The sequence below is a fragment of the Pseudomonas sp. RA_15y_Pfl2_54 genome (assembly GCF_963971015.1).
GTDB lineage: Bacteria > Pseudomonadota > Gammaproteobacteria > Pseudomonadales > Pseudomonadaceae > Aquipseudomonas > Aquipseudomonas baetica_A.
On record NZ_CAXAPN010000024.1, the window covers coordinates 46,544 to 72,937 of the forward strand.

Here is a 26,394-nt window from a genome sequence, read left to right on the forward strand (position 1 = left end):
CTAGAGCGGGCCACAACAAATGGCTAAATTGTTCGACAATCGGTTTCCTTTAATGAAAACCGTGATCAGGCAGGGTAAACGCACCGACGAAGTGCAGGTTTTTTTGCGGGGAAGAGCCAAAACAGTGACTGGTCGGTCACGGATGTGTGCTAGCGGAAAGGCGGGACGCACTGTTGTGGTGCGGGCAATTTGTAGCAGGGGCTTTCATGGCCCCTTCGCGAGCAAGCGCTCCACTGGTGATCAGTCGGACACGCATCATTGTGGGCGCAGGCTTGCTCGCGAAGACGCAGGCTGGAGCAACGCAGCCCTCGGACTCAATTCAGTAATCGAAGGGGCGCTCCTGCCGCCCAGCCCTGAATATCCTCGATCATCTGTGAAAAAAACCGCTCATAGTTCTGCCGACTGACATACCCCACATGGGGCGTGGCGAGCACATTGTCCAGCGTGCGAAACGGGTGCAACGCCGGTAACGGTTCTTGCTCGAACACATCCAGCGCGGCCCCGGCGATCTGTCGCTTGTGCAAGGCTTTGATCAACGCTGACTCGTCGACGATCGGCCCGCGTGCGGTGTTCACCAACAGTGCTGTCGGTTTCATCCACGCCAACGCTTGCGCATCGACCAGCCCGCGACTGCGGTCGCTGAGCACCAGGTGCACCGACAGCACATCGGCCTGTTCGAACAGTTGCTGCTTGCTGACATACGTCACGCCCGCCTGTTCGGCGCGCTCGGCGGTGAGGTTTTCGCTCCAGGCGATGACCCGCATGCCAAACACCTGGCCGAACTGCGCCACACGCAGGCCGATGCTGCCCAGGCCGAGAATGCCCAGGGTCTTGCCATGCAGATCGCCACCCAGCCCTTTTTGCCAGGTGCCGGCGCGCAACGAGTTCGCCTCGTTCACCAGGTTACGGGTCGCCGCCATGATCAGCGCCCAGGTCAGTTCCGGTGCCGCGTGTTTATAGCTGTCGGTGCCACAAACCTTGATACCCAGTTTTGCTGCCGCCTGCATGTCCAGCGCCGCGTTGCGCAGGCCGCCAGTGACCAGCAACTTGAGATTGGGCAATCGCTTGAGCAAGTCTTCGTCGAACCGGGTGCGTTCGCGCATCACGCAAATCACCTGGTACTTGCCCAGACGTTCGGCCAGCGTGGCGTTGTCCGCCGGATACTCATGCTCGAACGTCACCTCACCGACGCTATCGAGGGCGGACCAGTCGACCACGTCTCGGGCTACGTCCTGCCAGTCATCGATCACTGCAATCTGCACCGCCATCAGCCATACCTCATCAACGAACGGGATTGTTTTTGCCCAGCCAGCTCAACAGCGCTTTGTGAAACTGCGCGGGTTCTTCCATTTGCGGCGCGTGGCCCATGCCGGGAAACTCCACCAGCGTCGACTGCGGGATCAGCTTGGCCACCTGTTTGCCGAGCACCTCATAGTGGCCGATTTTCGCTTTCACTTCGGGCGGCGCGATGTCCTTGCCAATGGCGGTGGTGTCGCTGGTGCCGATCAGCAACAGGGTCGGCATCTTCAGGTTTTTGAATTCGTAGTACACCGGCTGGGTGAAAATCATGTCGTAGATCAGCGCCGAGTTCCACGCCACTTGGGTTTTGCCCGGGCCTTTGTTCAGACCGGCGAGCATGTCCACCCAACGGTCGAACTCGGGTTTCCAGCGACCCTCGTAATAGGTCTTGCGTTCGTACTCGCGGATGCCTTGGGCACTGACGTTCAGTTCGCGCTGGTACCACTGATCTACAGTGCGATAGGGCACGCCGAGGGCTTTCCAGTCTTCCAGGCCAATCGGGTTGACCAGCGCCAGTTGATCGACCTGTTCCGGGAACTGCAGCGCATAACGGGTGGCGAGCATGCCGCCGGTGGAATGGCCAAGCAGGGTGGCTTTCTGGATGCCCAGCGCTTTGAGCAATTGGTGAGTGTTGGTCGCCAGTTGCTGGAAACTGTACTGATAGTTGTCGGGTTTGCTGGACGTGCAGAAACCGATCTGATCCGGCGCGACCACCCGATAACCCGCCTCGCTCAAAGCCTTGATCGAGCTATCCCAGGTGGCGCCGCAAAAATTCTTGCCGTGCATCAACACCACGGTGCGACCGTTGGCCTTGCCGTGGGCGGCGACGTCCATATATCCCATCTGCAGGGATTTACCCTGGGACTGGAAGGCGAAGTGTTTAAGCGTGTAAGGGTATTCGAAGCCTTCCAGTTGCGGGCCGTATTCGGGGCCTTCTGGCGCAGGTGCTGTTTCGGCCTGGGCGAGCAGTGGCAGCGCAGCGCTCAAAAGCAGGCTGGGCAGCCAGCGGGAAAACGTAACGGACATGGGTGCAAACTCCAGTGAAAATCGGCTGATGCTGGAACGACCGGATTAGGGCGATGTTAAACACAGGCAATGCCCAGGCCCGAACGTTCAACCGAGCCAGCCCAGTGTCAGCATTGCCAGCACGGCATAGCGGGCGCCCTTGGCGAGGCTGACGATCACCAGAAACCGCCCCAGAGGCTCGCGCATCACGCCGGCAATCAGGGTCAACGGATCACCGATGATCGGCAGCCAACTGAGCAACAGCGACCAATGCCCGTAACGTTCGTAGTGCTTGCGCGCCGTGGCCATGTGTTTGGGGCTGACCGCAAACCAGCGCCGATGCTCAAACCGTTCAAGTCGACATCCCAACCACCAGTTGACCAGTGAACCGAGGACGTTGCCCAGCGTGGCGACCGCCAGCAACCCCCAGAGCCAATGACGATCGCTGACGATCAGGCCAACCAGTAACGCCTCTGACTGCAACGGCAGCAATGTTGCGGCGCCGAATGCGGCGAAGAACAGCCCGATATACGCCGCGCCCATCAATGGGCCGGGTAGTCTGCCACCACCACGTCAGCGCCGTCCTTGTTCAGGCCGATGATTTGATAAGCATCGCTCATGCCGTCCATTTCCATGCCCGGCGAGCCCATCGGCATGCCCGGCGCAGCGACACCGAGCAAGTCGTCACGCTTGCTCAGAGCCAGCACTTGTTCGGCCGGCACATGGCCCTCGACGAACTTGCCGTTGATGATCGCGGTGTGACACGACGCCAGACGCGGCGGCACGCCATGCTGTTGCTTGAAACTGCTCATGTCGCTTTCGACGTGATCTTCGACCTTGAAGCCGTTGGCTTCCAGGTGGCTGATCCATTTTTTGCAGCAGCCACAGTTGGCGTCGCGATGGACTTCGATCGGGATCAGGTCGCCAGCCTGGGCGAGGGAGGAGATGAACAGGGCGCTCAGGGCGACCAGACGCAAAGGGGTTCGCATGATGGCTTCTCGACTCGGATTGACGGTCAAAAAAGAACGCATTTTGACCGGTTTTTCCTGGCAGGCATCAACGGATTGTTTCCAGTTGCTACGAGGCAGGCCGTCAGCATGATCGTAGATCAAGGCTGACAGCCCGATGAGCGAGAGATTACAAATCTGTCAGTTGAGCCGCCGGGCAAGGGCGGTAGACACCCGAGGTGGCGAGGCCGCAATCGCCCTCGCCACAGGCCTGTCAGCGCACCTTGAACCGCCCCATGATCGCACTCACCTGGCTGTTGGCTTCCAGCAACTGACGGGTGTTGAGTTCGCTGGCCTGGCCGCTTTTCACCAGTTCATCGACCATGTGACGGATCTGCACCATGCTGCGGTTGATCTCTTCGGTCACTGCGCTTTGCTGTTCGGCGGCAGTGGCGATCTGAGTGCTGAGGCTGTTGATGTGGCTGACCGAGCCAGCCATTTCGTCCAGCCCGGAGTTGACCCGCGCCGTAGCGTCAGCGGCGGACTGGCAACTGGCCTGAGTGTTTTCCATCGCGCTGACCGATGAGCTCACCCCTTGGGTCAGACGGGCCAACATTTCGTTGATTTCCGAGGTACTGGCTTGGGTACGGGCGGCGAGGGCGCGTACCTCGTCAGCGACCACTGAAAAACCACGACCCTGCTCGCCGGCGCGGGCCGCTTCAATCGCGGCGTTTAGCGCCAGCAGGTTGGTCTGACCGGCAATCGCTCCGATGACCCCGAGAATCTCGGTGATGCGTTGAGCATCCTGCTGCATGTTTTCAACTTTGTGTGTGGCACTGGCCACTTCGTCAATCAGTGCAACCACGCTGTTGGTCGCTTCGCCCACCACTACGCGAGAGCGATCGGCGTTTTCGTTGGCACGCTGTGTAAACGCTGCGGTTTCGGCGGCATTTTGCGCCACACTTTCCGCGGTGGAACTCATCTCGGTGATAGCGGTGACGGTTTGATCGGTTTCCGAGGCATGGCGCAGCAGGATCTGGCTGGTATGCGCCGAGGTACGTTGCAGGTTGTCGAGGCTTGAGGCCATGGCCCCTGTGGCCTGCGTGACTTCCCCGATCATGTTTTGCAGATAGGCAATGAAGGTGTTGACCGCGTGGCCGATGGCACCCAGTTCGTCTTCGGCGCGGATGGTGATGCGGCGAGTCAGGTCGGCATCGCCGCTGGACAGCAAGTCGATGTTGGCTTTCAACGCCTTCAAGCGCGAAACCAGTTGGCGGATGGCATAAACCTGCAAGAGCACCAGCAGCAGCACCAGCGGAATCTGCAGCAGGCTCAGTGTGCTGAGTACGTCATCACGCTGGGCGGTCAGCATTTTGGTCGGCAGGGCGGTGGCGAGGAACCAAGGGGTGCCTTCGATCGGCCGCATGAAGAAGGTGCTGTCCTGACCGTTGTTGTCGAACTCGACGCGCTGCGCCTGATCGCGGTTTTGCAGGCCAGCCTTGACCTGGCTGGCGAAGGTCGAACTGGCGGCCAGTTCACTGATGTTTTTCAGCACGATCGGCCCGCTGATGCGCGAGCTGTTGCTGATGATCTTGCCGTCGGCCTCAACGATTAGCATCTCGGCGTTGAGGTCTTTTTCCTTGCGGGCGACCAGATCATTGAAGAAGCCGAGGGTCACGTCGATGGTCGACACGCCCCAGGCACTGCCGTTTTTCTGGATGGCCATGGCGCAGTTGGTGCGCGGTTCGGCGCTGGCGTCGTCTTTATAGGCCGCGGCCCAGGCGCACTGACCGCGCGGGGTCTGCATGCCGCCCTTGTACCAGCTCTGGTCGTAATAGTTGGGCGCGGCGTCGCTGTTCCAGAAGGTGTTGACCGCCAGTTTGCCCGAGGCATCGCGGTGCCAGAAGGTGCTGAATTTGTTGCGCGCGGCCTCACGCAGCCCCGGCAGCGGCCAGATCCCGCCGCCGAAGACTTTCGGCTCGCCGTATTGATCCACCAGGCCTGGCAATACCGTATCGATGGCAGCGCTGTCGAGCAACGGGATGGTTTGGGTGATGCTGCGCTGTTGCGCCTGAACCTTGTTCAACTCGCCCTGAATCTGCTCGGCGACTTCGGCGATACGGTTGAGCACAACCTGTTCTTCGGTATGACGCAGTTTGGGGGCGACCAGTTGACTGATGCCGACCACGGTCAGTATCGATAACGCCAGAATGAATAGAACCAGAAACAGTGTGTAGCGGGCCTGAATAGTGCGCAATGCGGGCATGGAGACCGGTCCTTGAGCTGCGTTTCTTGTTGTGGGGGCGGAAAAGTGGCGGGGCTATTCCAGCGTATCGTCGGCGAGTTGCGAAGCTTTAGGTACTTTCGTGCAAGAAAAACCTGAATCGACCAGCGGCAAGTATCAGGTGAGATACAAAGAAGCTGGCGAACCTAATAATTCGAGCAAAAAACCATTCGCCAAGATTCGACGTACGTAGCCAAGTCAAATCGCTGTAGGCCTATTCCGGGTTGTATCGAAAATGTACATAAATTGTAAGTGCATGGATTTAAAAGCTTGGTGCCATTAGTTGTCAGGGGGATACTTGCTCCACTCAAATCGTTCAACAGGGACATTTCATGGTCATTTTGCAGGGAGTTTTCTCATGACAATCGGGTTTGCCGGCGGCTGGGAAAGTAAGGCTGGGGTTCTGGTACGCAATACGGGCGCAAAAAAGCAGGTGTCCCAGAGCGTCAAGGTGCAGCAGATGTTGACCATGGTCGGCAACGATCCGAACGCGCTGAACACGGCTGAAATGGACAAGCAGAATCTGCGTAAGCAGATCAAGGGCTTCGACCCTGCAAACGTTTCGGCGAAGCAGTTGGGCAACCTGAGCGCTTTCTTGCGCGGTCGAGGATTGATCTCCGAGATCACGTCCTTCACGCTGATGAATGCCGGTGACAAGTTCGATCGTTTTGGCGTGACAAACGACGTTGATGCCAAATTCAACGCACTGGAGTACTTCGCCACTCAACTCGACGCCATTCAGAATAACGGCCTCAATGGCAACGCTTACGGCAAGAATTTGATCCCTGAATATAAAAAAGCCATTTACGTTCTTCAGAATCTGAAGACTTACGGCGAAGGTAACGCGCCGATTGCGAACGACGGCGCTTTCCAGACCAAGGCTTGATGAGAGGCGGATATAGAGGCCCGCTACACAGTCGAGCGGGCCACATTCGTTTGTCGCACGGGATTGAGTGTTGCACTCAGTCAACGCTCATGTTGTTGAGCCTGATCATGCAGCCGCTGCATGTGTGGGCAGTGCAATGTCAGCTTGCGCGGGCGGTAACCCCGATGAAACAGCGCCACCCATCCTTCGCATCGGTCATCCGGGGCAATGCCGGTGAAGACGAACCCCATCGTCGACAAATCCTGCATCGCGCTCGCAAGACCTTGAGCCAGCCTGAGCTTGAGTGAAATCATCCAGTGTCGCGGCAATTGGCGCAGCTGTCTTACCAGTTGCCTGTCGAGTTTCTCAAGAACCACGTCATAACGTCCCATCACATGTTCAAAACGTAGCGCTGGGCCAATCCAGCGAACTTCCTTTTCCTGGGTTCCGAAAATACTGCACAAATGCTGCATGAAGACGCGGTTGCTCTCTGGCCATTCCAGAGCCGGAAGTGGCCGATGGTAGTCATTGATGGGGGTATAGCCGATGATGATCGACTCGGGCAGTGGTTCGCCAAAAGGTGAAGGCACATAGTCAAGCAACACACCGGTGCTACAGAAACCAAGCGTGTCTGCCATGCGCTGAGTGTAGGGGTGTTGCGTGACTTGCTTGATTGTCACACCTCGGCAACCCAGTGCCTGCGCATGAATCAGCAAATGCCTGCCCAGTCGTGTAGCGACGTTCTGTCCTCGGGTCGTCGGATGAACCACGCTCAACGCCAACTCGGCGGTGTCTGCTCCCGCACTCCTGAACAGTGTCGCATGCCCTACCAGTTTTTTACCCGACACGGCTACCAGCGAGTGCCAGCGGCCGTCGTGATGATTCTGGCTGATCATCAGCGGCAGATACACGTGGGGTTGAACGTAGTGGTCACCGTAGATTTCCCGGAACAGACGACTGACGGCGCCAGCATCGGTATTGCGATAACTGCGCAGCGTCAGGTCGTCCATGGACGTTGCTCCGGGTTGGGAATGTCGTAGCGGCGAAGGTCCGCTATCCGCTGACGCTTGCCGGAGCGCGGATGGCGGATCAGGTCATCGGCCGTGCAATCGACAACGTGCAGATCGAGCAGGTGATCAGCGGCGAGTTGCTCGATCAACGGGTAGCGCCGGACAAGTGCCGCGCGCAGCGTTGTGTTTTTCCGGGCTGTCTCGCGGTCTGGCGCATCAGGCAGCCATTTGAGGTTCAAAACGTCCCGGCTTGCAGACTGGTCGATTACCAATTGCCAGTCATGGCTACCAGTGATGGGCTGTACGATCGCGTCTATGTCATCCATCATCAGTGTCAGAATGCCCACCCGGACACGTTGGCTGTTCGCGCATCGTCCCATCAGGGCAAACTTGCGCATCGGTGTCTTGTCGGGTTCTTGCCAGCAGGCAAGGTCGCCTACCGGATAGCGGATCAGGGGCATGAGGTAGCGTGTGAGGTTGGTGATCACTAACCGGCCGGTACGGCCGCAGTCGTCGATCACTTTGCCGGTGTGCTCATCAAGGATCTCCAACACGCTGTGCTGTTCCAGCATGCGGTGTTCACCCAGCGCACAGTCGCGAGCCGTGCCTCCGATGAGCCCCGCGTCGACGCTGGCATAACCGATTGAGGCGATCCGGGCATTGGGAAATACCCGGCGTAGCGTCTGCAGTTGTCCGCTGAATAGGCTTTCACCGCCATAAAGCAGGGTTTCGACACCGTCGAGGGTGCGTGACTGGCTCTCCAGCCAATTGGCAAACGTCAGCAGATGCGCGGGCACCCCGGCCAGAACGTTGATCTGGTGCTGCACGATCGAATCGGCCAATACGGCAGAATCGACATTGCCCGTAAAAGGGAACTCGGTGACGCCTGCTATTTCGTGGGCCAATGCGTCGTGTATGAATATGAAACTGGCATACAGATCCCCGACAAAAAAAAGGTTGGCGAACCGATCTCCTGAATTGAGTTGCGTGGTGAGAAAACTTCCAAAGTCGCTCACGAATGTCTGCCACTCCTTACGGGTGAAGACGGAGAGTTTGCCGGCGGTAGTTGTTCCACCTGTTTTAAATACCAGTGCACTCTCTACCGCAGCGGTGAGTACGGGCCATTGATTGATGTTCTGGCTTGTTTGCCAATACGCTGTCGGATCAACCAAAGGCAGTTCTTCAAGTGTTGTTAGGTGTTGTGCAACGTTCTGGTAAAGCCTGGCGTAATAACTGGAGTGCAGTCGGACAAAACTGACCAACTTATTTAATTCTTGGGTGATGTTCATACGTAACTCTTGAAATGTGACAGGGATCAACGGCGGGAGTCGATTAACAGTGGCGTTTTTCCGCTGTGCTTGTTTTTGCAGAACTGCGCGGGCTGGCACACTTCAACTTCAATAGTGAGTAACCGGGCCAGGATCAATTCGGCCAACTTTGGATAGTTCTGCAGTCGTGCATTGATCAGCATTGGTTGATCGGGAGTGCGCAATCGCAGGCGCTCCAAGCCATCGGCGGCGTGATCAAGGAATAACTGAAACGGGACTTGCAGGTGCCGGGCCAGTTCATCGAGACAAATAAAGTCAGTGCCGATACGCACCAGCCTGCCGTGCCGCTGCCGTAACTCAAAGCGCGGAGTTTTCAGCCCGCAGGCACACTCACCGGTCAACCAGCGTCCGCTGTCGCCGACGTCGTAGCGCTGAATTTGTTGGGCCTCGCGTGCTGTCGAGGTGAACAACAGCCGTCCGACTTCACGGCCTGTGACCGGTATGTCAGCCGTGAAAGAGACGATTTCCAGATGCTGGATTTCGCTCATCAAATGAAACTCGCCATCGGCGGTTGATGCGCAGGCATGCCCAAACGGCCCTGCATCGACGCTGCCGTAAAGCGCCGAGCGAATGCAGGTAACGCCGCAACTTTGCAGCAGTTCGCGAGTGTGTTCGCTGAGGTGCTCGCCACCGAGGAAGACTTTCTCGAGTCCCCCATAGCAGCGCAGTGTTTGCTGTTCGTTGAGGAACAATCGATGCAGCGTGCTCGGCATACCGATCAGTACGTTGACGCGTTGTTCGACGATCATTTTCGTAATTTCGCTGTAGTCATCGTCGCCGGGTGCACCCATTGGCAGGTGTGTGGCGCCCAGTATTTCCAGTACTTTGGAGAAGCTGAAGAAGCCGCCGTACAGCCCGCCGCTGTAAAACAGATTCATCACCTTGTCTCGATTCGGGTTCAGGCCTGCGGCGAACAAACCATCGGCCGCTGCCCGCATCTGCCGCTCGAAGTCGTGATAGCTGAAGGCCGACAGTGTCGGTGTGCCGCTGCTGCCACCAGAGCGGAAAAACAACTGCGCCGTCGGGGCGACAGGCTGCTTGATAAGCGTCTGCTTATCGATGATCGAAAGGTCCGCCAGCGGCGGGGCGCAGCGCGGTCGATCAAGCGTCATGTGGGTGTGCAATTGTGTCGCCGAGACACTCACCGATACGCGACGGCTCAGGCGTTGCAACGCGTAGACCCCGTCATGGGGTTCGCCGTCGTAGCCGCAGTGGATTGCATTCAGCGGCGCGATGCGCGTAACCCCCGCGGCGATCAGCGCTCGCGACAGCTCGCCCGTCTGCGATGCACTACATGTCAGTGCGCAGCTCTGCAGGACGTTGCGCCACGGCAGCAGGGTTTGGGTGATCTGAGCACGCGGCAGCGGTTTGAGCAGTAGCGTGCGAAACAGCGGCGAGGGCGTCAGTTCCTGGTCGTGGCTCCAGATTACACGCCATCGCGCGCCGCTCCAGATTTCTGCGCTCTGTCCGGAAAAACTCTTGTCCAAACGTGTCATCGCCACATGCGTGGTGATTTGCGACCACTCCTGTAGCGTCGGCGTCAGGGCAGGCCATTGCCCGGCCCGACGTTCGAAAGCGTTAGCCAAGGCTGCTCCGATGTCGCTGAGGATGGCCGGGTTGTCGCTGTCCACCAGTAACCACTGCGGGCTGGAGCACGCTTGCTGATCGAGGCGACAGACTTCATCGGCCAGCGCGTCCAGAACCTGGTCCGATGCAGCATCCGGTGTCAGGTAGACAAAACTGATGCGGTGACCCCAATCGATCCAGCGGCATCCGGGCGGGATCTGCTGGCGAATGGCTTGCAGCGCCGTTTCTCCACCCCAAGCCGCAACGCCGTTGGCCAAACTGCAAAGTACACCGATCTGCGACGTCGCCACTGGTAATACCGCAACGTAGTGACACAGTTGACCGCTGGGGTCACACATCAGAAATGCGTTGAGCAAGTGCGCTGTCAGGCCTTGGTCGCTGCTGCTGGGACGCAACCAGTTAACGTTACCGGCCAACAGGCTTTCGATCATTGCGCAGAACCCCAATAGTGGTGCGTTTGCGGGCGTGATGTGCACGACCAATCCCAACGGGCGCCAGCTTTCAAAATGTGCTTGTCGATAGTTGATGCGCCGCAAGGAATGGGGTTGTTTGCCGAGTTCTCGTTCAAGCTTTATTCGTAACGCTTGAGGCTGACAGAAGTCGCGTAGCGCTCGGCGTTGTTCGTCATCCACATTCACCGCTGCTGTGTTGCTTTCCAACTGCTGGGCAAAAATCTGCGCAGCGGTAATGACGGTGGCACTTTCCAGTGGCGTATCGAGATGGTGCGCCAGCGTTCGCTGGAGCAAGTGCAGAGCACTGTCGAGGTTGCAATCGGCGTGAAGTTGTCCGTTGATCAAGTACATATCAGTGACTTCCCAGTAATTCGGAGGCCGCCATGGCGCAGCTCCTGCTTGCCGACGTGCCTGCCCGGCCGTGTAATTCAAACCAGTCCGTGGCCAGTGAGCAGCCGCAACTCGCGCCAGGGTGCAGCGTGGCCAGATCGCTCATGACCACTGCGTGCGCGGGGCTGGACGAGATATAGGGCGAGACAAATCCCAGCAAACCTTGCTGGCCATAAGGCTGAAGAGAAAAGTCCGCCGGGTTGCGTATCAGCACCTTTGAATAGACCGGCACATGGAAATGGTGGTGATCACATTCGATATAAGGCACTGCATGTTCGACAGCGCCATAACCATCGCGACAGCGCGACGTTGCGATGCCCAATTGCCGTTGGATGCGCGCATATAACTGCTGTTTGGGTATCTCTTGGGCCGCTTGGGTTTTCCAGCCACCACCAAAAAATGCCAACGAATCGATGGGCAGTTGCAGATTTGCCGCACCACTGCCTTGCATCTGTTGAAGGGCTTGCCAAAGAAATGCCGGGAAACCGAGGATGCGAACTGGCAGACCTTCTTCGGCAAACGCCTGCAAGGCGGCAATGACACCAAACAGATCGAACTGATGGCCGTCCCCGCTGCTGCGCAGGGCGTAGACCACGCGATTGGCTGGAGCGAAACGGCATAGAAACTGATCAGTGAATGAGGTGCCCAGTGTGATGCGACCTTGCGGCTCATAACTGAGCAGCAGGTAGTTGCACGGGGTGTCCGGGGTGTCCCAGCCGTAGTGACGAAAGATCTGCGCGACCATGAATTGGGCCGCAGACAGGCTGCGTTCGTCATAGCGCATGCGACTTTTCTGGCCACTGGTGCCGGACGACGTCAGTTCCAGAGCCTGCTCCCCAGCGCGGCTGAGCAGCATTTGCTGTTTGAAGAAGTTGGCAAAGATCGGCGGCAGACGTGACCAGTCATCCAGGCTGTCCAGATCGCTGGCCTCGATCCCGTTGGCGTTCAACCAGTGTTCGTAGCCCGGCGTCTGCTGGCAGTGATACCGGCTGATTTCAGCCATGGCCCGGTCAAACAGCCCCGAGGGTACTGAGTCCGGGCAATAGGGCTGTGTCAACGCGCAGTGCGCGTCGCTTGAGGGTAAGTGGATCATCAATAGTCCTTTATCGAGGAGGGGCGAAACAGTTCTTTGCGGCTCGCAAGAACCCGTGAAGCAAGGGCAGGCACATCAGGCCACTGAGCGCGGCGCAAATGGCGAAGAGTTCGAGACGTGTGCCGCCACCGATCGCCGCAATGATCGAGCCGCCGACACCCATCACGGCAATGGAAAGCATGCCGATCATGGCTGAGACAAGACCTTTGCTGTCGTCAGTACTGAATAGCGCCAGGCGATACAGCGCGGCATTGCTGATACCCAGTCCAACGGCGTACAGCGACAGACCGGCCACCACTGGCCCCACACCTGCGCCAGACAGTGCGCAACCTATCAGTGTCAGCAGGCCCAGGCAGAACGGCCAAAGCGCCAGACGAATCAACTGTGGTAACGCGTGAGTGACCAGCAAGCGGTCGAGAATCAGGTTGCCAACGATCACGGCAGAGAAAATCGGGATTTGCCATAGTCCGTACTCAAGCGGCGTCAGGCCCTGCAACTGGATCAGCAGCAACGGTGCCAGGCCGATCCAGGCGATCAAGGGCAGACTCATCAACCCTAGTGCGAGGCTTGCGCCGAGAAACCTCCGGTTGCCGAGCAGGGTAAGGTAGCGCCGGCGGATCTGGCGCAAGGAGAAGGGCACCGGCGCTTGCAGGCTGCCATCTCGGCGCACAACGCCGACGGTCTCCGGCATGTAGGCATAGAGCCCCAGCCACACGGCGGCGGCTGCCAGACCCAGGCCCAGAAACAGATCGCGCCAAGTCAGCCATTCCAGCAATAGACTGCCGAGTATCGGCCCCAGCAGCGGCGACAACAGCGCAACGTTGCCGAGCAGCGCCATCAAGCGCACAGCATCGGCCTCGCTGAACACTTCCTGAAGCGCCGGATAACTGACCGCCACAACAAAACCCACGCCCATGCCTTGCACCAGTCGCAGCACATTGAACGCTTCTATGCTGTGGATGGTGAAAGCGGCTGTGCAAGCGGCGGCGAACAGCGCGCAGCCGATCAACAACACGCGCCGTCGTCCCCAGTGATCGGATAGCGCTCCGATCAACCACTGCAGGCAAACACCCCCCAGTAGATAAAGATTGAAAGCATTGGGTACATGACGGGCATCGGCCTGTAGTTGCGCGGTAACGTTCAACATGGCCGGCATGATCAAGTCACTGGCCATATAAGTCAGTAACTCAAAAGCCGTAAGGGCCAGACAGAATCCGATAACTTGTCGTGGGGCGATTTTAATCAATGTTCTCTGCATGGACTTCCTTGTTTATAGTCGCGGAAAAGTTTGCAGAGACTAGGCGGAGGTGCTCTTGTCACCTAGCGCTTTGCTGAGACATTAAATTTCAAATGCTTGCAGGTTATTTAATGGATCAGAAAAGTTGTGAGGCGCACTAAGTTGTCGGCGAGTTGTTATAAAACAATGCCCGCTGAATGGCGGGCATTGTTTACAGGGTCGGTTTTGTGCGCTTCCACCTGCCGCAATTATTGGTAAACGGGCAGGGTGAACGACTTCCTTCTAACGATGTTGATAATAGCCAGGGCCTCCCTGGTAATGGCGATGGTGATCACCATGCCAGCCGCCGTGGGGGAAAATGATGCAACCACTCAGGGTCAGCAGGGCAAGAACGGGAATCAGCCAGGTGATTCGACGCAGCATTTCAAAAATCCTCATGGTTACGCCGTCATGAAGCCAAAACTCTTCAGTGGCTGTAATATGAGACCCCGTTTGCAGCGGCGCATCCCCGTAAAACGGTAAGCGCATGGCATGCAAGCGGATACAAACCGGATACATTCCAAAGTTTCAGGAAGCCGCAATGACCCAGAAGCAACGCTTGATTTTTTCGATTGTGATCGCCGTGTCCGTGCTGGCAATCATGCTCGGCCTGTCCTGGCTGCAAAACGCCGGCATGATCAGTGAGAAGACATTTCAGTACATCGCCATCGGCGTGGCGGTGGTCGTGGTCGTGATCAACGGCGTGATGCGCCGCAAGGTCAAACCCTGACGGCGCTCGCCGCACGCATCAATCGTTGTTGAGAACGGCAGCAGCCTGCGGATGCAGGCTGTAGCTCTTGTCTGCATTGAAGGTGATCACACCCTCGGCGCACAGACGCTTGAGGACTTCGCGCACACTGAGAAACGACAGCGGAATACCCAGATCCAGCAATTGGCTGTGGACGCCGCGCACGCCCAGATGCCGATCATTTTGGGCCGCAACCAGCAGGGCGTCGATGACTTTCAGACGGATCAGGCTGGTGCGCAGACCGAAGCTTTTCAGCAGTAACCGGATACGTTCATTGCCGTGACGGTCGACGCGTTGCCCGAAATCGCTCGCGTGGGGGCTCATGGAAGCTCCTTGTGGGGCCTGGCTACCGTCCGTTGGTAGTTGCGAGTTGTACATGCGATTACTCCTTTTCAGAGCCTGATCGGGAAAGGTTTTTGACGGTCTTTCAAACAAGACGTATCAACGCGACAAATCATGAAAGAAAAAATGTAGAAATTTTGTCGGAAATTCGTCCTCTCTGTGTAATCACGGCACATAAGCGCTGTTGCGAGGGCTAAATTTTTTTCTACAGGTTCGTCTTCATGACAGGCTCATCGCGCGTGGACGCATGGGTGTTTCCAGAACGGACCCTCGGCCCTTCACAGGCCTGGCGCAGCAACGCCGGGTCCGCTCTTCGGTATTTTGATCAGGAGCGAGCGTGATTATTTCCAGGCACTTAACCAGACTGACCTCTGCCGGTATGTTTCTTGGGCTGAGCCTGTCGGCCCATGCGTTCAGCCCGGCCCTCGATACCAGCGCCGAAATCCGGCGCACCGGTTTTGGCGTGCCGCATATCCGTGCGCAAGACGAACGTGGTCTCGGTTTCGGGATCGGATACGCCTATGCGCAGGACAACCTGTGTCTTTTGGCCAACGAGATCGTAACGGTCAATGGTCAGCGTTCACGCTATTTCGGGCCGGAGCAGTTCACCGTCGAACAGCGCGAAAACCGTGTCAGCGATGTGTTTTTCACCTGGCTCAATACACCTGAAGCGGTCAACGAATTCTGGCGGGCGCAACCTGTTCAGGTGCGGGATCTGGTGCAGGGGTATGCCGCCGGCTATAACCGCTATCTAGCCCAGCGCCGTGAGCAGGGCCTGCCGCAACAATGTCAGGGCGAGTGGGTGCGCGATATCACGCCTCAAGACCTGGTGAAACTGACGCGTCGCCTGTTGGTCGAGGGGGGTGTCGGCCAGTTCGCCGAAGCCCTGGCGGGCGCCACGCCGCCCCTTGCCACGGCTCGGGTTGAACACGTCAGTCACGCCTACGCGTTGGCCGACGCCCGCCTGCAGCGCTTCGCACTGGACCGTGGCAGCAATGCCGTGGCGGTGGGCAGTGAACGCTCCTTCAACGGTCGCGGGATGCTGTTGGCCAACCCTCACTTTCCCTGGGTTGGCGGTATGCGTTTCTATCAAATGCACCTGACCATTCCTGGCAAGCTCGATGTCATGGGCGCGGCCTTGCCGGGATTGCCGATGATCAACATTGGCTTCAACCAGCACCTGGCCTGGACTCACACAGTCGACGCTTCCAGGCACTTCACCTTGTATCGGCTGCAACTCGATCCGAAAGACCCGACGCACTATTTGCTCGACGGTCAATCAGTGCCGATGAGCAAGCAGACGGTGACCGTGCAGATCAAACAGGCTGATGGGCAGGTAGTGCCGGTCGTACGTGACGTCTATAGCTCGAAGTTCGGGCCGATCGTGCAGTGGCCGGGCAAGCTCGACTGGGATAATCAGTTTGCCTACAGCCTGCGTGATGCCAACCTCGATAACGATCGTGTGCTCAAGCAATGGTATGCAATGAACCAGGCTTCCTCGCTCGAGCAATTGCAGAACTCGGTGCACAAGATCCAGGGAATCCCGTGGGTCAATACGCTCGCAGCGGATGACAAGGGGCAAACGCTGTACATGAACCTGTCCGTGGTGCCGAACGTCAGCCGTGAAAAACTGGCCAGGTGCAGCGACCCGCGAGCCGGTACCAAGATGATCGTGCTGGACGGCGCCAACAGCGATTGCGCCTGGGACATTGATCCGAAATCAGCGCAAAAGGGTATTTATGCGTCCAGCCAATTGCCGCAATTGCTGCGCAAGGACTTCGTCCAGCACTCCAACGATTCCGCTTGGCTGGCCAACCCGGCGCAACCGCTCACCGGTTTCTCACCGCTGATCAGTCAGGAAGGCCAGCCGTTGGGCTTGCGGTCCCGGTTTGCGCTGGAGCGTCTGGCTGGCCTGAGTAAAAAAGGGTCGGTGGCGGTGCAGGATCTGCAGCAAATGGTAATGGATGATCAGGTCTATCTGGCGAGCCAGGTTGCACCGGATCTGTTGGCGTTCTGCGCCACCGACCTTGGTGCCGATGCGCAAACACTGAAACCGCTGTGTGCCAGCCTCAAGGCGTGGGACGGTCGGGCCAATCTGGATGCGGGCCTGGGTCTGGTGCATTTCCAGAACATCATGCAAGCGTTGCAGACGTCAGGGGATATCTGGCGCGTGGCCTTCGATCCGAAAGACGCACAACACACACCGCGCGGTCTGGCTGTCGAGCAGCCTGCAGTGGCCAAGGCTCTGCGTGAAGCGATGCTGGCGTCGGTCGCATCGGTCGACAAGATGGGCCTCACGCCGCAAACCCGTTGGGGTGATATTCAAGTGGCCAGCAGTGGTGGGCAGCAGACGCCGATTCATGGCGGGCCGGGTACGCTGGGAATCTACAATGCCATCCAGAGCGTGCCCCGCGAAGACGGCAAACTTGAAGTGGTCAGTGGCACCAGTTATCTGCAAGTCGTGACCTTCGATGAGAAAGGTCCGCACGCGCAGGGACTGTTGGCGTTCTCGCTGTCCAGCGACCCGGCATCGAAGTATTCGCGGGACCAGACCGAGGCGTTCTCTAAGAAACGGTGGAGTGTGCTTCCGTTTACCGAACAGCAGATTCAGGGGGATGCGCAATATCAGGTGCAAACCATTCACGGTTCGCTGGGCAAGGCCGCAGAAGTGGCTGCGCAATAAGCACAGCGTTAATTGAGCCAGGCATGAAGGCCGCACTCGCAAGGGCGCGGCCTTCAGCTTTTTGGCGGTTGCTTGGGCATCGAATTGATTACCGGGTTGCCTTCCTTGTTGCGCGTCAGGTAGACGGGCAAGACTTTGGGCAGTGAGTGGGCGAGGTTGTCGAGTTCTTTGATGTTGTAAATGCCGCCCACCCGAATCGAACCGGTGTGGGTGTCGGCGAGCATCAACGGCTTGGCCAGATAGCGGTTGATCAGCGGCAACGCGTCATCGAGAGCCATGTTGTCCAGCACCAGTTTGCCGCTGCGCCAGGCCAGTGATGTGTCGTTGGGGTAGGTCTGGCTGACCTGCGGCGTGTAGTCGCCGTGTCTGTAGCGTGCCTGCATGGACGGTCCGAGACGCAAACCATCGCCCGGTAATGCGGTGTTGCTGCTCACCAGCACCGAGCCTTCGATCAGGTTGACCCGCACTTGATCCTCATACTTCCAGACGTTGAAACGCGTACCGGTTACCCGAATCCGGCCCTCGCCGGCACGTACGATGAACGGGCGAGACAGGTCGTGACTGACCGCAAAGTACGCCTCACCTTTTTTCAGGGTGACGCGCCGTTCGTTTTTGTAATTGCTGAAGGTCAGATCAGTGTTCAGGTTCAGTTCGAGCTGACTGCCGTCACTGAGCGTGACCTGGCGGACATTGTCGGTGGCTGAGAGATGCTGATAGCTGTTGGGCAACCAGCCAAGATTCCATCCGGTGTAGGCCGCCAGCGGCAACGTGAGCGCGCAGACCGTCGCCGCTATAACGTATTGACGCCACGAGCGGGCTGGCTGGGCAATCGGCGGAGCAACGGCAGGTTCGGGGCGTGGCAGGTGTCCGGCAACGTCCCAAATCTCCAGCATGGCCTCATACTCGAACGCATGCAGCGGATGCGCGGCGTGCCAATGCTCAAAAGCGCGACGCTCTTCATCTGTGCAGTCAGCGGCGTGCAGGCGCATGCACCAGTGCGCAGCGGCATCGGTGACGGCATCGTATTCGGCTTCCGAGAGAGTGTCTTGGGTCATTGAGTCGTCCTGATTTCGCACATTCTAACCTTGACGGGAAGTGGCCGAGAACATCAGTCATGGCATTTGCCCATCAAAACGGAAACTATTTTTTCTCGGCTACCCAACCAGAAGGACTGATTCGCGTACCCGAATGATGGCTGTGAAGGCGTGCGCAGGTTTCGATCCCTGCGCATTTTTTTGTGCTTTTTCAGGGGCGCGGCACCGGATCCAGTTGCCGACCCATCTCGCAAACGAGGCGGGCGATGGAGTCGGCGTTGCGCAAAATCACATCGATGCGCACATCCGCTGAGTGCCTATCAAGAAACGCATCGCGCGCCTCGTCCATGGTCGGGGTGAGGGTCAGATCGAGAATGTCTTTGCTGATGTCCTCAGCCCCCGGGATTTTATCCAGACTGACAAATGAACCTTTTTTCCTGCTCCAGCGTGCAAACAGCGTTTCGCGCGGGGTCGTGAGCGACAGCGCCTGGGTCTGGAGGTCTACCAACTCCTGCTCGATAGTCTGGCCGTACACCGTGAGGGTTTCGATCAAGTCGTGAAACGGGCGCCGTGCCTCCAGGGTGGCAATATCCTTGGCCTTGGAATACTGGTGGGCAAACTCGTGGATCAGTGTCGCTGCTTGGGCGTGGCCATCAATGTCGAAAGGCTCGATGAGGGACGGTGCATACCAGCTCAACTGCGGGTTGAAAAAGTTTTCGGTGAAGTGAACCATTTTGCGGTGGTCGTTGTTCAGCACAAACGCAATGACGCAGGACTGGAAAGCATTGGAGCCCACAACGAAGCGATCTGTGTTCAACAGATCATCGTCGGGATCCACCAACGCCCGGCAAATGGGCACGATCGCCTTGTTGAGTTTGCTCAGTAAACCGCTATCGACTTGGGCCACGCCGAAAAACACTTTGAGAAATCCATCCAGGCGGGTGCCAGGAACGTTGGCTTTCAACTGGGCCAGATTGTGCAGGCTGTTGAATGCATAGAAGCGGGCAAGATCAACAGCGTGCTGCAGTATTTGCGCTTTCTGGGGATGGTTGCGGCGTATCTCCTTCATACCGATGGCTTCGATGTTCAGCATGACCCTGCGATCCAACTCCAGGGTGTATCGCTTGTGCAGTCTGGAGATTGCTTTGCCGTAGTGCACCGCATGGCGATCGGGCGCCAGCAAGAGTCGCGAGCCGGTCAACCGTAACGACGGACCGGGCTTTTCATCGTCAAGAATCTGCCAGACCGCCCCGGGTTGGTCGACACGATGAACCTTGCCGTCGATAGCGGTATACGTGCGCTTGGTGATCGGATCCTCATACGTGCCGTTTTTCGCGTCACGCTTGAGGTCCTCAAGCGCCACAGCCGTGGTTTCAAACGCCTGTAGCTCGGTGCGCCTGGGTGACGTTAAACGGATCTGCGACCACGCCGGGGCCACCAGAGCGGGCGAGTTCGACAATGCGTCAACGTTACCGGCGGTGCTCTCTGTTTTGGTTGAGGAAAGAATGGAGAGCGCGGATTCTGCTGAGGCGGCGCTTTCGCTCGTGAGGCGGCCCAGACTGATCATCTGCACTGCGCCGTCGATAAATGATTTCAGGGCTTGCGTCCAATGATGATCCTGCAGGTTTTCAGCCGAATTCTTGAAATCCTTGTATGCCTGCCAAAGGAATGTCACGTACGAGAGCTTGCCCGGCAGCAACCCCGAGATCGGATGGGGGCCATGACTGAACAGGTTTTTCGCCGCTTCCCAGTCGTCTTGAGCATGGCTGAGCGCCTGGCAACTCAACAATTGCGGCAGCAGTTTGAGATTGTCACTGAAGAGCCTGTGCAACAGGTTGCCGGTAATGGCACGGCCCGACAGTGTCATTTCGCTGGTTTCGCCGACGCTCGCCTGCCAAAGCCCCCGAAATACCGATTGCTGTTCGATCGGCAGCCGGCGAATCACCAGATCCTGAAAGCTGCCTGGCGTGTTCACGGCCGCGATCAGGCTCTTCTCATCGGCGAATTCGCGAAAAAGCTCTTGCGCATAGGGCGCATAAAGGACCATTGGCCCCGGCTGACCGCCGCCCGGGCCAATGATGTAAAGACCAAGCGCTTCGACAGCGCTTGCGCCTGCTGTTTTGACCAGCGACAACGGATATGCCGTGGCATGAGCGCCCTCAACGGTTGCCCGTGCTATGCCGTCCGGTATGTCCAGCACTTGGCAAAGGTAATCGAAGGCGCTGGCGGACAATTGCTGTTGCAGTTTCAATCCATGTGCATGTTGCAACAGTTGCCAGGGCGTCTGCCGAATGAAGCGCTCTTTGCGTGCTTGGGCCTGAGCAGGGTCACCGGAGAGCGCATCGGTAATTTTTCTGGCGAAAGTCGTCGGAATCGCCAGCGACAACAACAGTTGCCGGACGGTATTTTGATCCAGGCCTGCAGGGAGCGGTTTTGTCGTCCTTGCGGCGACTTTGAAGCCGGTGCCCTGGGCGATGTTGATGTGGTTCAACGCAAAATCGGTGAGCGCGAGGGCAGGGCCCGCCAAGGCCAGATTGGGGATGATCTCGATGTCTTGCGGCTCGAGCGGGTTGCCTTTGAATCGAGCGTCGAGCAATGCCTTCAACGTCTGACTGACGTAATCGGCCAGAGAGGGCAGGCCGCTGAGGTAGTCTTTGTGATCGACCACGCTGCGGCGCCATTGCTCAAGCAGTTCGAGATGCAACTGTTGCTCGTCCACGGGTGCCATACCCTGCCAGGCGGGTAGCGATTGTTGCTGGTTGATGGCCGTTGCCAGGTGAATCGTTCGCAGCAGGTTGGTATCGATTGCCGTTCTTTTGAGCGTGGCCAGGGCTGGGGCGAGTCCGGCGCGGTCCTTCAGGCGTTCGCGTACCGCATCGCAACGTGCAAGGAAGTGCTCAATGCCAGATTGTGCGCGGTTGTGCAGAATATTGTCCTCGATCAACCGTAAGGGACCCAGGGTGTACGCCTGATGGTGCTGGCGTGCCTGGGGCGCAAGGTTTTCCAGAAAAGCCAGACGCGCCACGCTGTCCTTCAGTCTTCGGCCCAGCGCCTGCCGCGCAACAGCAATATTGGGCAAAACTTCCAGCCCCAGTGCGGGTGTCCACACAATCACCCTTCCCGAGTGCAGGTCGTCGAGCCCGCCACGTTCTGTCAGCAGAACGCAATGAGCCAAAGGCAAAGGCTCTTTCGCACCGGGACTTTCCAGGCTGAGTGACCAGGCGTCGGGGCGAAATCCATTGAGTGAACGTCTATTGTCACGGCTAGGCTGATCGGGATGGAACACGGTATCGACAATTGCCTGCTCGGCCGTTTTAAGCGAGCCACTGAGCACCCGCAACGCGGCTTCACCGGTTACCCCGACAAACAGCGAGTGGGCCAACTGTGATCTCATTTTCTCAAGGTAACTGCGCTGCTCCTTTGCGGTGGCGGGCTGCCCCCTGAAGGAGCCCGTGAGCAAGGCATCGATGCCGTCGCATGTTCTCGCGACTTCCCGGGCCCTGTGTGCCAGCACCCTGGACGGTTGTTGCACGCCGGCCAGCACCGGCCTTGTCGACCACCGTTTACCGGCATCCAGCGCCAGCAACCGCTCATTGATCATCGAGCGGATATCCAGGGCTTTATCGAACATGGCATGGATATCAACGCAGCCATCGCTGTGGCGGTAAACCTGCAAGGCAAATTCGATGCTTTGCCTCTGTTTGGTGATGATGGCCTCGAACAACACATTGAAAATATCGCCGCCGATGCTTTCGCCACTCACCTGAGGCCGGTCGAAACCAATAAAGCGTTGACGCTCTTCAAGGTTCAACAAGCCGTAGAATTCGTCCTCGTGCCCAGGCGCGCGCAGTTTGCTCAACACGGTATCTTTCAGGTCGTTGTAATCCTCAAGCACCTGCAAACCCATGGTCGGTGTGTAAAGACAGGCGTCTGTGTGGCTGATCATCAAAGAGCCCGCCAACTCGACATAGTTGGGCTCGTACTCCCACAGGCGCACTTTTTCGAGGATCGGGCGAGGGGTCGACAAGGCCGCCGGCTGAATCATCTGGTGCAGGGTGGCGAATTGACTGGCGTCGAGGGTGCCGGTTTCGCGCTTGATCATCAATTCGGCGCGTGCCTGTTCTTTCAGTGCTTCACCGAAGAAGACACGCCGTGTTGATCCCTGCGTAGCGGGAGCGTTCCAATAGCCTTCCATTTCGTGAAACAGCAGCATCTGCAACTTGCCCGATGCCTGTTGCAGCGCCTCTTCCCAAATTATCTGATCACCTTTGACCGGCACATGCCCGGGGTTGGAGAACTCATGCAATTGATCCGGCGGCCAGCTTCGATGCCGGTAAAGCATCAGCACGGCTTCGCTCAGGCTTGTTGAGTCATGCCAGTGCCGGGCCGGTTCCGAACCTGAGGCGGTGTCAGGGTTGGTGACGGCGGCGTCCGTGTAAAAATTGACTCGGGTTTGCCTCTGCTTCAGGTTGGGGAAACCGGCTTTCAACAGATCATCGAGGATCGTTTCTATCAGGGAGGTGAGCGAGGGCAAACGCTTCAATTCGCCAAGCATGGCCGCCGCGTTCAATTTCTGGCACGCCAGAATGGCGCTCTTCTGGCTATCGAAAATATCCCCCTCGATTGTTTCGTAGCTCAGCGTAAGGCTGCTCTGTTCGACCACTTCTCTGCGCTGGGATAAAGCGAGAAAAGCCAGCAACTGATCCTCTTCTTTGGCTTCCTCCAAGCGTTTTTCGAGTAACGCCTCTAGGGTCGCAAGGCTGTCGTATTTCTGGATGCCATCGTAAGGGGTGTAGAGGATTACGCCTTTGTCGTCGGGGGTTTCGCTGATGATGAAACTGCCGGCCAGCCTGATGGGCGCAGCCGTGCCGGCGCTGATGCGAATGTCTCGGGCGAGCATCGGCGGCGATTGCTCGCTGCGTAGCGCGTGTGTGGCCAGTTTCACATGGGCCAGCCATCTGAAGTCTTTGCTGTTGAGGTTGTGGGATTTGCCTGTTTTTTCCCAAAGACCGGGAAAGTTCAGGGTTTCGGGGAACAGCAGTGGGGCGGCTGTCTCAGGCATCATCGGGTCTCGGTAGGGCGCGCTGGGCGCAAAAAATGAGGCCAGAGACTAAGCGGTGTGCTGCGGGCAGAGGCGGTAGATAGTTATCGCATTGCGAGCGCGAGCGCGGGTCATGCTGTTGCAGGGTTGACAGGGGGGCGCTTGGGCGTGGTTAATCGGTTCGCAAGTTGTCGGTACGCTGTTGTTCCCTCCAATCATCATTCTGGAGCTTCAGATGTCTGCGCCACTCAACCCTGTGTCTTCTGCTGCCTCGACCTCGTTAACTTTCGAAGCGCTGACGCAATTGCTTGAAACGATTTTTCTGCGCCATGGCACGTCGACGGAGGTCGCCAAGGTGCTGGCCGCCAACTGCGCCGGGGCCGAACGTGATGGTGCCCACAGCCACGGCGTGTTCAGGATTGCGGGCTATGTCTCGACCCTGAAAAGCGGCTGGGTCAACGGACATGCCATACCGCAGGTCGAAGACGTCGCCTCGGGTTTCGTGCGCGTCGATGCCGGCAACGGTTTTGCCCAGCCAGCGCTGGCAGCCGCCCGGCCGTTGCTGGTTGAGAAGGCCCGTAGCGCGGGGATCGCAGTGTTGGCGATTCGCAACTCGCATCACTTTGCAGCCCTGTGGCCGGATGTCGAACCCTTCGCTGAAGAAGGTCTGGTGGCACTGAGCGTGGTCAACAGCATGACCTGTGTGGTGCCCCACGGCGCTGATCGGCCACTGTTCGGCACCAACCCGATTGCCTTTGCCGCGCCACGGGCCGGCGCTGCCCCGATTGTCTTCGACCTGGCCACCAGCGCAATTGCTCATGGCGACGTGCAGATCGCTGCGCGCAAAGGCGAACGGCTACCGGCAGGTATGGGCGTGGACAGCCTGGGTCAGCCAACTCAGGACCCCAGGGCGATTCTCGAAGGCGGGGCGTTGTTGCCGTTTGGCGGCCACAAGGGTTCGGCGTTGTCGATGATGGTGGAGCTACTGGCAGCGGCGCTGACCGGCGGCAATTTCTCATTCGAGTTCGACTGGTCAAACCATCCCGGCGCCAAAACGCCGTGGACCGGGCAGTTGCTGATCGTGATTGACCCGAGCAAAGCGGCCGGTCAAGGATTTGCCGAACGCAGCGAGGAACTGGTGCGCCAGATGCACGGTGTCGGGCTTAAACGATTGCCGGGTGATCGTCGGCATTTGCAGCGTGCCAGATCGCAGGCCGAGGGCATTGTGCTGGATGAGCAAACCCTGGCGCAGTTGCGGGAACTGGCCGGTTATTGAGTTTTGCGCCGACATGAAAAAGGCGAGTCACCAGACTCGCCTTTTTCATGTCGCACGGGGCTTAGCGGCGACCGAGCAACAAACCGACCACCAGACCGAAACCGGCCGAGATGGCCACGGTCTGCCACGGATGGCCACCGATGTAGTTCTCGGTGGCATCGATGGCCGGTTTGGTGCGATCGCGCACGCTCGATACCGAATCCAGCGCTTGCTGCAGTTTCAGAGTGATTTGGCCGCGCAAGTTCTCCGCTTCCTCGCCAACCAGTGAAGCACTGCTCTTGAGCAGTTTGTCGGACTCTTCGATCAGCGCCTGAAGTTCGCTGAAGGCTTGATCCTTGATTTGATCCTCGGCGTTTTGCGCGGCGGATTTGCGGGCCATTGGGTGACTCCTTGCAGGTGAATGGACAGTGATCAATGGAGTCCGGCGTCAGCTAAAAAGTTGCACTGAATTTAGCTCAGTGACAAAAACCTGCACGGGAGATTTCCGCCGAGCGTGTAAGATGTCGCCATTTTACGCAGCAGGATAATTCCCCATGAGTTTCAATCTGGCCGACAAATCCCTCGCAGAGCGCGCCGCGCTGGAAGACGAGAAATCCCGTCTGTTCGAACTCTGGCAGAACAATCTGGGCAAAGCCAAAGGCGAAGCTGCGCGTTTGTTCGGCGAACGCGCCAAGCGCAAGGGCAAATGGGCCGAGTGGGTCCGGGCTGAGCTGGACGGCATGTCGCCGCCGGAGTTTGCCAATATGGTGCGCAGTGAAGTCAACCGCTTGATGGCCGCCAACAAGTAACGCGTTTTACCTGAAGCAGGCTGCAATCGCCTCGCGGACCTTGACCACCACGGGATCGATCTGTGTGCTGGTGCGCCAGCCCAGTTCAATCGGATAACGCGGCAAGGCCAGCGGGCAGGCCAGTAGCGCCAGACCGCTGAGTGCGGCGATGCGCTCGGCGGCATGTGCCGGGATCGTCGCCACCGCCTGACTGCCCTTGAGCAGGTACGGCAGCGCCGCGAAATGCGTTGTCGAGGCACACACCCGGCGACTCAAGCCCAGCGCCGCGAGCCCTTCATCGGTGATCCCGATAAAACCACCGGACGACACCAGAATGTGCTCGCGGGCGACAAACTCTTGCAGAGCAATCTGTTGCTGGCCGGGCGCAAGGCTCACCGGATCGACCAGGCACGCATAACCCCCTTCACCCAACACCTGACGGCTGAGCAGGCGTTCGGCAAAACCGCCAGCGGTGATCGCCAGGTCGATGCTGCGCTCCATCAGGGCGCGGGCGACGATCTGGCTGTGGGTCTGACGGAAGATCAGTCGCAGTTTCGGTGCGCTTCGGGCGATTTCTTCGATCAAGCGCCGGCCGTAGGCGATCTCGAAATCGTCCGACAGGCCCACCGTGACGGAACGGCCTTCATACTGATTGGCTGCGGGATCGACCATCGCCAGACTTTGCCGGCATTTGTTCAGCGCCTCGCTGACCACCGGTTTCAGTTGATTGGCCTTGAGCGTCGGCGCCAGGCCGCGCCCGGTGCGGACAAACAATTGATCGCCATAGACCTCGCGCAAACGGCGCAATGCCGCGCTGACCGCCGATTGCGTCACGCCCAGACGCAGCGCCGCGCGGCTGGCACTCGACTCTTCATGCAGGGCTTCGAAGACTTTGAGCAGGTTGAGGTCGACGGTGGTGATATTCATATGGCTCATATCATTCAGCAGTAAACGGGGCTTTATTCAT

The 26,394-nt window shown here is 58.3% G+C and carries 20 protein-coding genes and 2 pseudogenes; 5 read left to right on the plus strand and 17 right to left on the minus strand.

The genetic code is table 11. The annotated features are described in order from the left end of the window. Positions 1 to 314: 314 nt before the first annotated feature. From AACY50_RS18060 to AACY50_RS28810, 6 genes and pseudogenes are all read right to left on the minus strand, one after another. Positions 315 to 1,268, minus strand: coding sequence for a D-2-hydroxyacid dehydrogenase family protein (locus AACY50_RS18060; RefSeq protein ID WP_339465781.1), 954 nt, complete (start codon positions 1,266 to 1,268; stop codon positions 315 to 317). A 13-nt stretch (positions 1,269 to 1,281) separates the two neighbouring features. Then, positions 1,282 to 2,325 carry an alpha/beta fold hydrolase gene (locus AACY50_RS18065; protein ID WP_339538943.1) on the minus strand — a complete coding sequence of 348 codons (1,044 nt, stop codon included), beginning with the start codon at positions 2,323 to 2,325 and terminating at the stop codon, positions 1,282 to 1,284. Positions 2,326 to 2,412: 87 nt separating this feature from the next. Then, positions 2,413 to 2,847 (minus strand): YqaA family protein, encoded by a 435-nt coding sequence (locus AACY50_RS18070; RefSeq protein WP_339495654.1) that lies wholly within the window; start codon positions 2,845 to 2,847, stop codon positions 2,413 to 2,415. Further along, positions 2,847 to 3,293, minus strand: a complete 447-nt coding sequence (locus tag AACY50_RS18075; protein WP_339465777.1) for a DUF411 domain-containing protein — start codon at positions 3,291 to 3,293, stop codon at positions 2,847 to 2,849. The genes AACY50_RS18070 and AACY50_RS18075 overlap by 1 nt, the downstream gene beginning before the upstream one ends. 232 nt (positions 3,294 to 3,525) lie before the next feature. Then, positions 3,526 to 4,053: pseudogene (locus AACY50_RS28805) on the minus strand (methyl-accepting chemotaxis protein); the annotation flags it as partial. Between the two features lie 333 nt (positions 4,054 to 4,386). Further along, positions 4,387 to 5,517, minus strand: a pseudogene (locus tag AACY50_RS28810) (HAMP domain-containing protein); the annotation flags it as partial. A gap of 376 nt (positions 5,518 to 5,893) precedes the next feature. On the opposite strand from AACY50_RS28810, the gene AACY50_RS18085 reads away from it, so the two are divergent. Further along, on the plus strand, positions 5,894 to 6,421 hold the full coding sequence (locus AACY50_RS18085; RefSeq protein ID WP_339465774.1) for a hypothetical protein: 528 nt from the start codon (positions 5,894 to 5,896) through the stop codon (positions 6,419 to 6,421). A gap of 80 nt (positions 6,422 to 6,501) precedes the next feature. Here AACY50_RS18085 and AACY50_RS18090 read toward each other — a convergent pair whose 3' ends face one another. From AACY50_RS18090 to AACY50_RS18115, 6 genes are all read right to left on the minus strand, one after another. Further along, positions 6,502 to 7,410 carry a GNAT family N-acetyltransferase gene (locus AACY50_RS18090; RefSeq protein WP_339465772.1) on the minus strand — a complete coding sequence of 303 codons (909 nt, stop codon included), beginning with the start codon at positions 7,408 to 7,410 and terminating at the stop codon, positions 6,502 to 6,504. After that, positions 7,398 to 8,699, minus strand: a complete 1,302-nt coding sequence (locus AACY50_RS18095; RefSeq protein WP_339465771.1) for an AMP-binding protein — start codon at positions 8,697 to 8,699, stop codon at positions 7,398 to 7,400. Before AACY50_RS18095 ends, AACY50_RS18090 begins: the two co-directional genes overlap by 13 nt. Before the next feature lie 26 nt (positions 8,700 to 8,725). Then, positions 8,726 to 11,128: an acyl-CoA reductase gene (locus tag AACY50_RS18100; RefSeq protein WP_339465770.1), complete on the minus strand. Its 2,403-nt coding sequence runs from the start codon at positions 11,126 to 11,128 to the stop codon at positions 8,726 to 8,728. A 1-nt stretch (position 11,129) separates the two neighbouring features. After that, complete coding sequence (locus AACY50_RS18105) at positions 11,130 to 12,260, minus strand: LuxE/PaaK family acyltransferase (protein WP_339538945.1); 1,131 nt, start codon at positions 12,258 to 12,260, stop codon at positions 11,130 to 11,132. A gap of 10 nt (positions 12,261 to 12,270) precedes the next feature. After that, the gene (locus AACY50_RS18110) at positions 12,271 to 13,518 is read right to left on the minus strand and encodes an MFS transporter (RefSeq protein ID WP_339538946.1); all 1,248 of its coding nucleotides are present in this window, start codon (positions 13,516 to 13,518) and stop codon (positions 12,271 to 12,273) included. Positions 13,519 to 13,779: 261 nt separating this feature from the next. Further along, positions 13,780 to 13,920 carry a hypothetical protein gene (locus tag AACY50_RS18115; RefSeq protein WP_221731630.1) on the minus strand — a complete coding sequence of 47 codons (141 nt, stop codon included), beginning with the start codon at positions 13,918 to 13,920 and terminating at the stop codon, positions 13,780 to 13,782. A 157-nt stretch (positions 13,921 to 14,077) separates the two neighbouring features. Between AACY50_RS18115 and AACY50_RS18120 the strand changes: the two genes are divergently transcribed. Beyond that, positions 14,078 to 14,266, plus strand: coding sequence for a hypothetical protein (locus AACY50_RS18120; protein WP_221731631.1), 189 nt, complete (start codon positions 14,078 to 14,080; stop codon positions 14,264 to 14,266). 18 nt (positions 14,267 to 14,284) lie between these two features. Here the strand turns inward: AACY50_RS18120 and AACY50_RS18125 are convergent, their stop codons facing one another. Then, a complete protein-coding gene (locus tag AACY50_RS18125) occupies positions 14,285 to 14,662 on the minus strand; it encodes a fe2+ zn2+ uptake regulation protein (protein WP_339465762.1) in 378 nt (125 codons plus the stop codon). A 301-nt stretch (positions 14,663 to 14,963) separates the two neighbouring features. Here AACY50_RS18125 and pvdQ point away from each other — a divergent pair, with 301 nt between their 5' ends. After that, on the plus strand, positions 14,964 to 17,309 hold the full coding sequence (gene pvdQ / locus AACY50_RS18130) for a bifunctional acylase PvdQ (RefSeq protein WP_339538947.1): 2,346 nt from the start codon (positions 14,964 to 14,966) through the stop codon (positions 17,307 to 17,309). A gap of 53 nt (positions 17,310 to 17,362) precedes the next feature. On the opposite strand, the gene AACY50_RS18135 is transcribed toward pvdQ, so the two are convergent. Both AACY50_RS18135 and AACY50_RS18140 read right to left on the minus strand, forming a co-directional pair. Then, a complete protein-coding gene (locus AACY50_RS18135) occupies positions 17,363 to 18,364 on the minus strand; it encodes a FecR family protein (protein WP_339465758.1) in 1,002 nt (333 codons plus the stop codon). 190 nt (positions 18,365 to 18,554) lie between these two features. After that, positions 18,555 to 23,405: a dermonecrotic toxin domain-containing protein gene (locus tag AACY50_RS18140; RefSeq protein ID WP_339538948.1), complete on the minus strand. Its 4,851-nt coding sequence runs from the start codon at positions 23,403 to 23,405 to the stop codon at positions 18,555 to 18,557. A gap of 214 nt (positions 23,406 to 23,619) precedes the next feature. Between AACY50_RS18140 and AACY50_RS18145 the strand changes: the two genes are divergently transcribed. After that, the gene (locus AACY50_RS18145) at positions 23,620 to 24,660 is read left to right on the plus strand and encodes an Ldh family oxidoreductase (RefSeq protein ID WP_339465756.1); all 1,041 of its coding nucleotides are present in this window, start codon (positions 23,620 to 23,622) and stop codon (positions 24,658 to 24,660) included. Between the two features lie 61 nt (positions 24,661 to 24,721). On the opposite strand, the gene AACY50_RS18150 is transcribed toward AACY50_RS18145, so the two are convergent. Next, positions 24,722 to 25,039, minus strand: a complete 318-nt coding sequence (locus AACY50_RS18150) for a DUF883 family protein (protein WP_339465752.1) — start codon at positions 25,037 to 25,039, stop codon at positions 24,722 to 24,724. Between the two features lie 154 nt (positions 25,040 to 25,193). Between AACY50_RS18150 and AACY50_RS18155 the strand changes: the two genes are divergently transcribed. Continuing rightward, positions 25,194 to 25,448 (plus strand): hypothetical protein, encoded by a 255-nt coding sequence (locus AACY50_RS18155; protein ID WP_038363082.1) that lies wholly within the window; start codon positions 25,194 to 25,196, stop codon positions 25,446 to 25,448. A gap of 6 nt (positions 25,449 to 25,454) precedes the next feature. Here the strand turns inward: AACY50_RS18155 and AACY50_RS18160 are convergent, their stop codons facing one another. Then, positions 25,455 to 26,363, minus strand: coding sequence for a LysR family transcriptional regulator (locus AACY50_RS18160; protein ID WP_339465745.1), 909 nt, complete (start codon positions 26,361 to 26,363; stop codon positions 25,455 to 25,457). Between the last annotated feature and the right edge of the window lie 31 nt (positions 26,364 to 26,394).

Bases quoted from the DNA above. Each gene is read 5' to 3' on its own strand.
- AACY50_RS18150 (WP_339465752.1), bottom strand. From the start codon at position 25,039: ATGGCCCGCAAATCCGCCGCGCAAAACGCCGAGGATCAAATCAAGGAT.
- AACY50_RS18135 (WP_339465758.1), bottom strand. From the start codon at position 18,364: ATGACCCAAGACACTCTCTCGGAAGCCGAATACGATGCCGTCACCGAT.
- AACY50_RS18095 (WP_339465771.1), bottom strand. From the start codon at position 8,699: ATGAACATCACCCAAGAATTAAATAAGTTGGTCAGTTTTGTCCGACTG.
- AACY50_RS18070 (WP_339495654.1), bottom strand. From the start codon at position 2,847: ATGGGCGCGGCGTATATCGGGCTGTTCTTCGCCGCATTCGGCGCCGCA.
- AACY50_RS18075 (WP_339465777.1), bottom strand. From the start codon at position 3,293: ATGCGAACCCCTTTGCGTCTGGTCGCCCTGAGCGCCCTGTTCATCTCC.
- AACY50_RS18125 (WP_339465762.1), bottom strand. From the start codon at position 14,662: ATGTACAACTCGCAACTACCAACGGACGGTAGCCAGGCCCCACAAGGA.
- AACY50_RS18060 (WP_339465781.1), bottom strand. From the start codon at position 1,268: ATGGCGGTGCAGATTGCAGTGATCGATGACTGGCAGGACGTAGCCCGA.
- AACY50_RS18090 (WP_339465772.1), bottom strand. From the start codon at position 7,410: ATGGACGACCTGACGCTGCGCAGTTATCGCAATACCGATGCTGGCGCC.
- AACY50_RS18160 (WP_339465745.1), bottom strand. From the start codon at position 26,363: ATGAGCCATATGAATATCACCACCGTCGACCTCAACCTGCTCAAAGTC.
- AACY50_RS18065 (WP_339538943.1), bottom strand. From the start codon at position 2,325: ATGTCCGTTACGTTTTCCCGCTGGCTGCCCAGCCTGCTTTTGAGCGCT.
- AACY50_RS18105 (WP_339538945.1), bottom strand. From the start codon at position 12,260: ATGATCCACTTACCCTCAAGCGACGCGCACTGCGCGTTGACACAGCCC.
- AACY50_RS18110 (WP_339538946.1), bottom strand. From the start codon at position 13,518: ATGCAGAGAACATTGATTAAAATCGCCCCACGACAAGTTATCGGATTC.
- AACY50_RS18085 (WP_339465774.1), top strand. From the start codon at position 5,894: ATGACAATCGGGTTTGCCGGCGGCTGGGAAAGTAAGGCTGGGGTTCTG.
- AACY50_RS18100 (WP_339465770.1), bottom strand. From the start codon at position 11,128: ATGTACTTGATCAACGGACAACTTCACGCCGATTGCAACCTCGACAGT.
- AACY50_RS18115 (WP_221731630.1), bottom strand. From the start codon at position 13,920: ATGCTGCGTCGAATCACCTGGCTGATTCCCGTTCTTGCCCTGCTGACC.
- AACY50_RS18120 (WP_221731631.1), top strand. From the start codon at position 14,078: ATGACCCAGAAGCAACGCTTGATTTTTTCGATTGTGATCGCCGTGTCC.
- AACY50_RS18145 (WP_339465756.1), top strand. From the start codon at position 23,620: ATGTCTGCGCCACTCAACCCTGTGTCTTCTGCTGCCTCGACCTCGTTA.
- AACY50_RS18155 (WP_038363082.1), top strand. From the start codon at position 25,194: ATGAGTTTCAATCTGGCCGACAAATCCCTCGCAGAGCGCGCCGCGCTG.
- AACY50_RS18140 (WP_339538948.1), bottom strand. From the start codon at position 23,405: ATGCCTGAGACAGCCGCCCCACTGCTGTTCCCCGAAACCCTGAACTTT.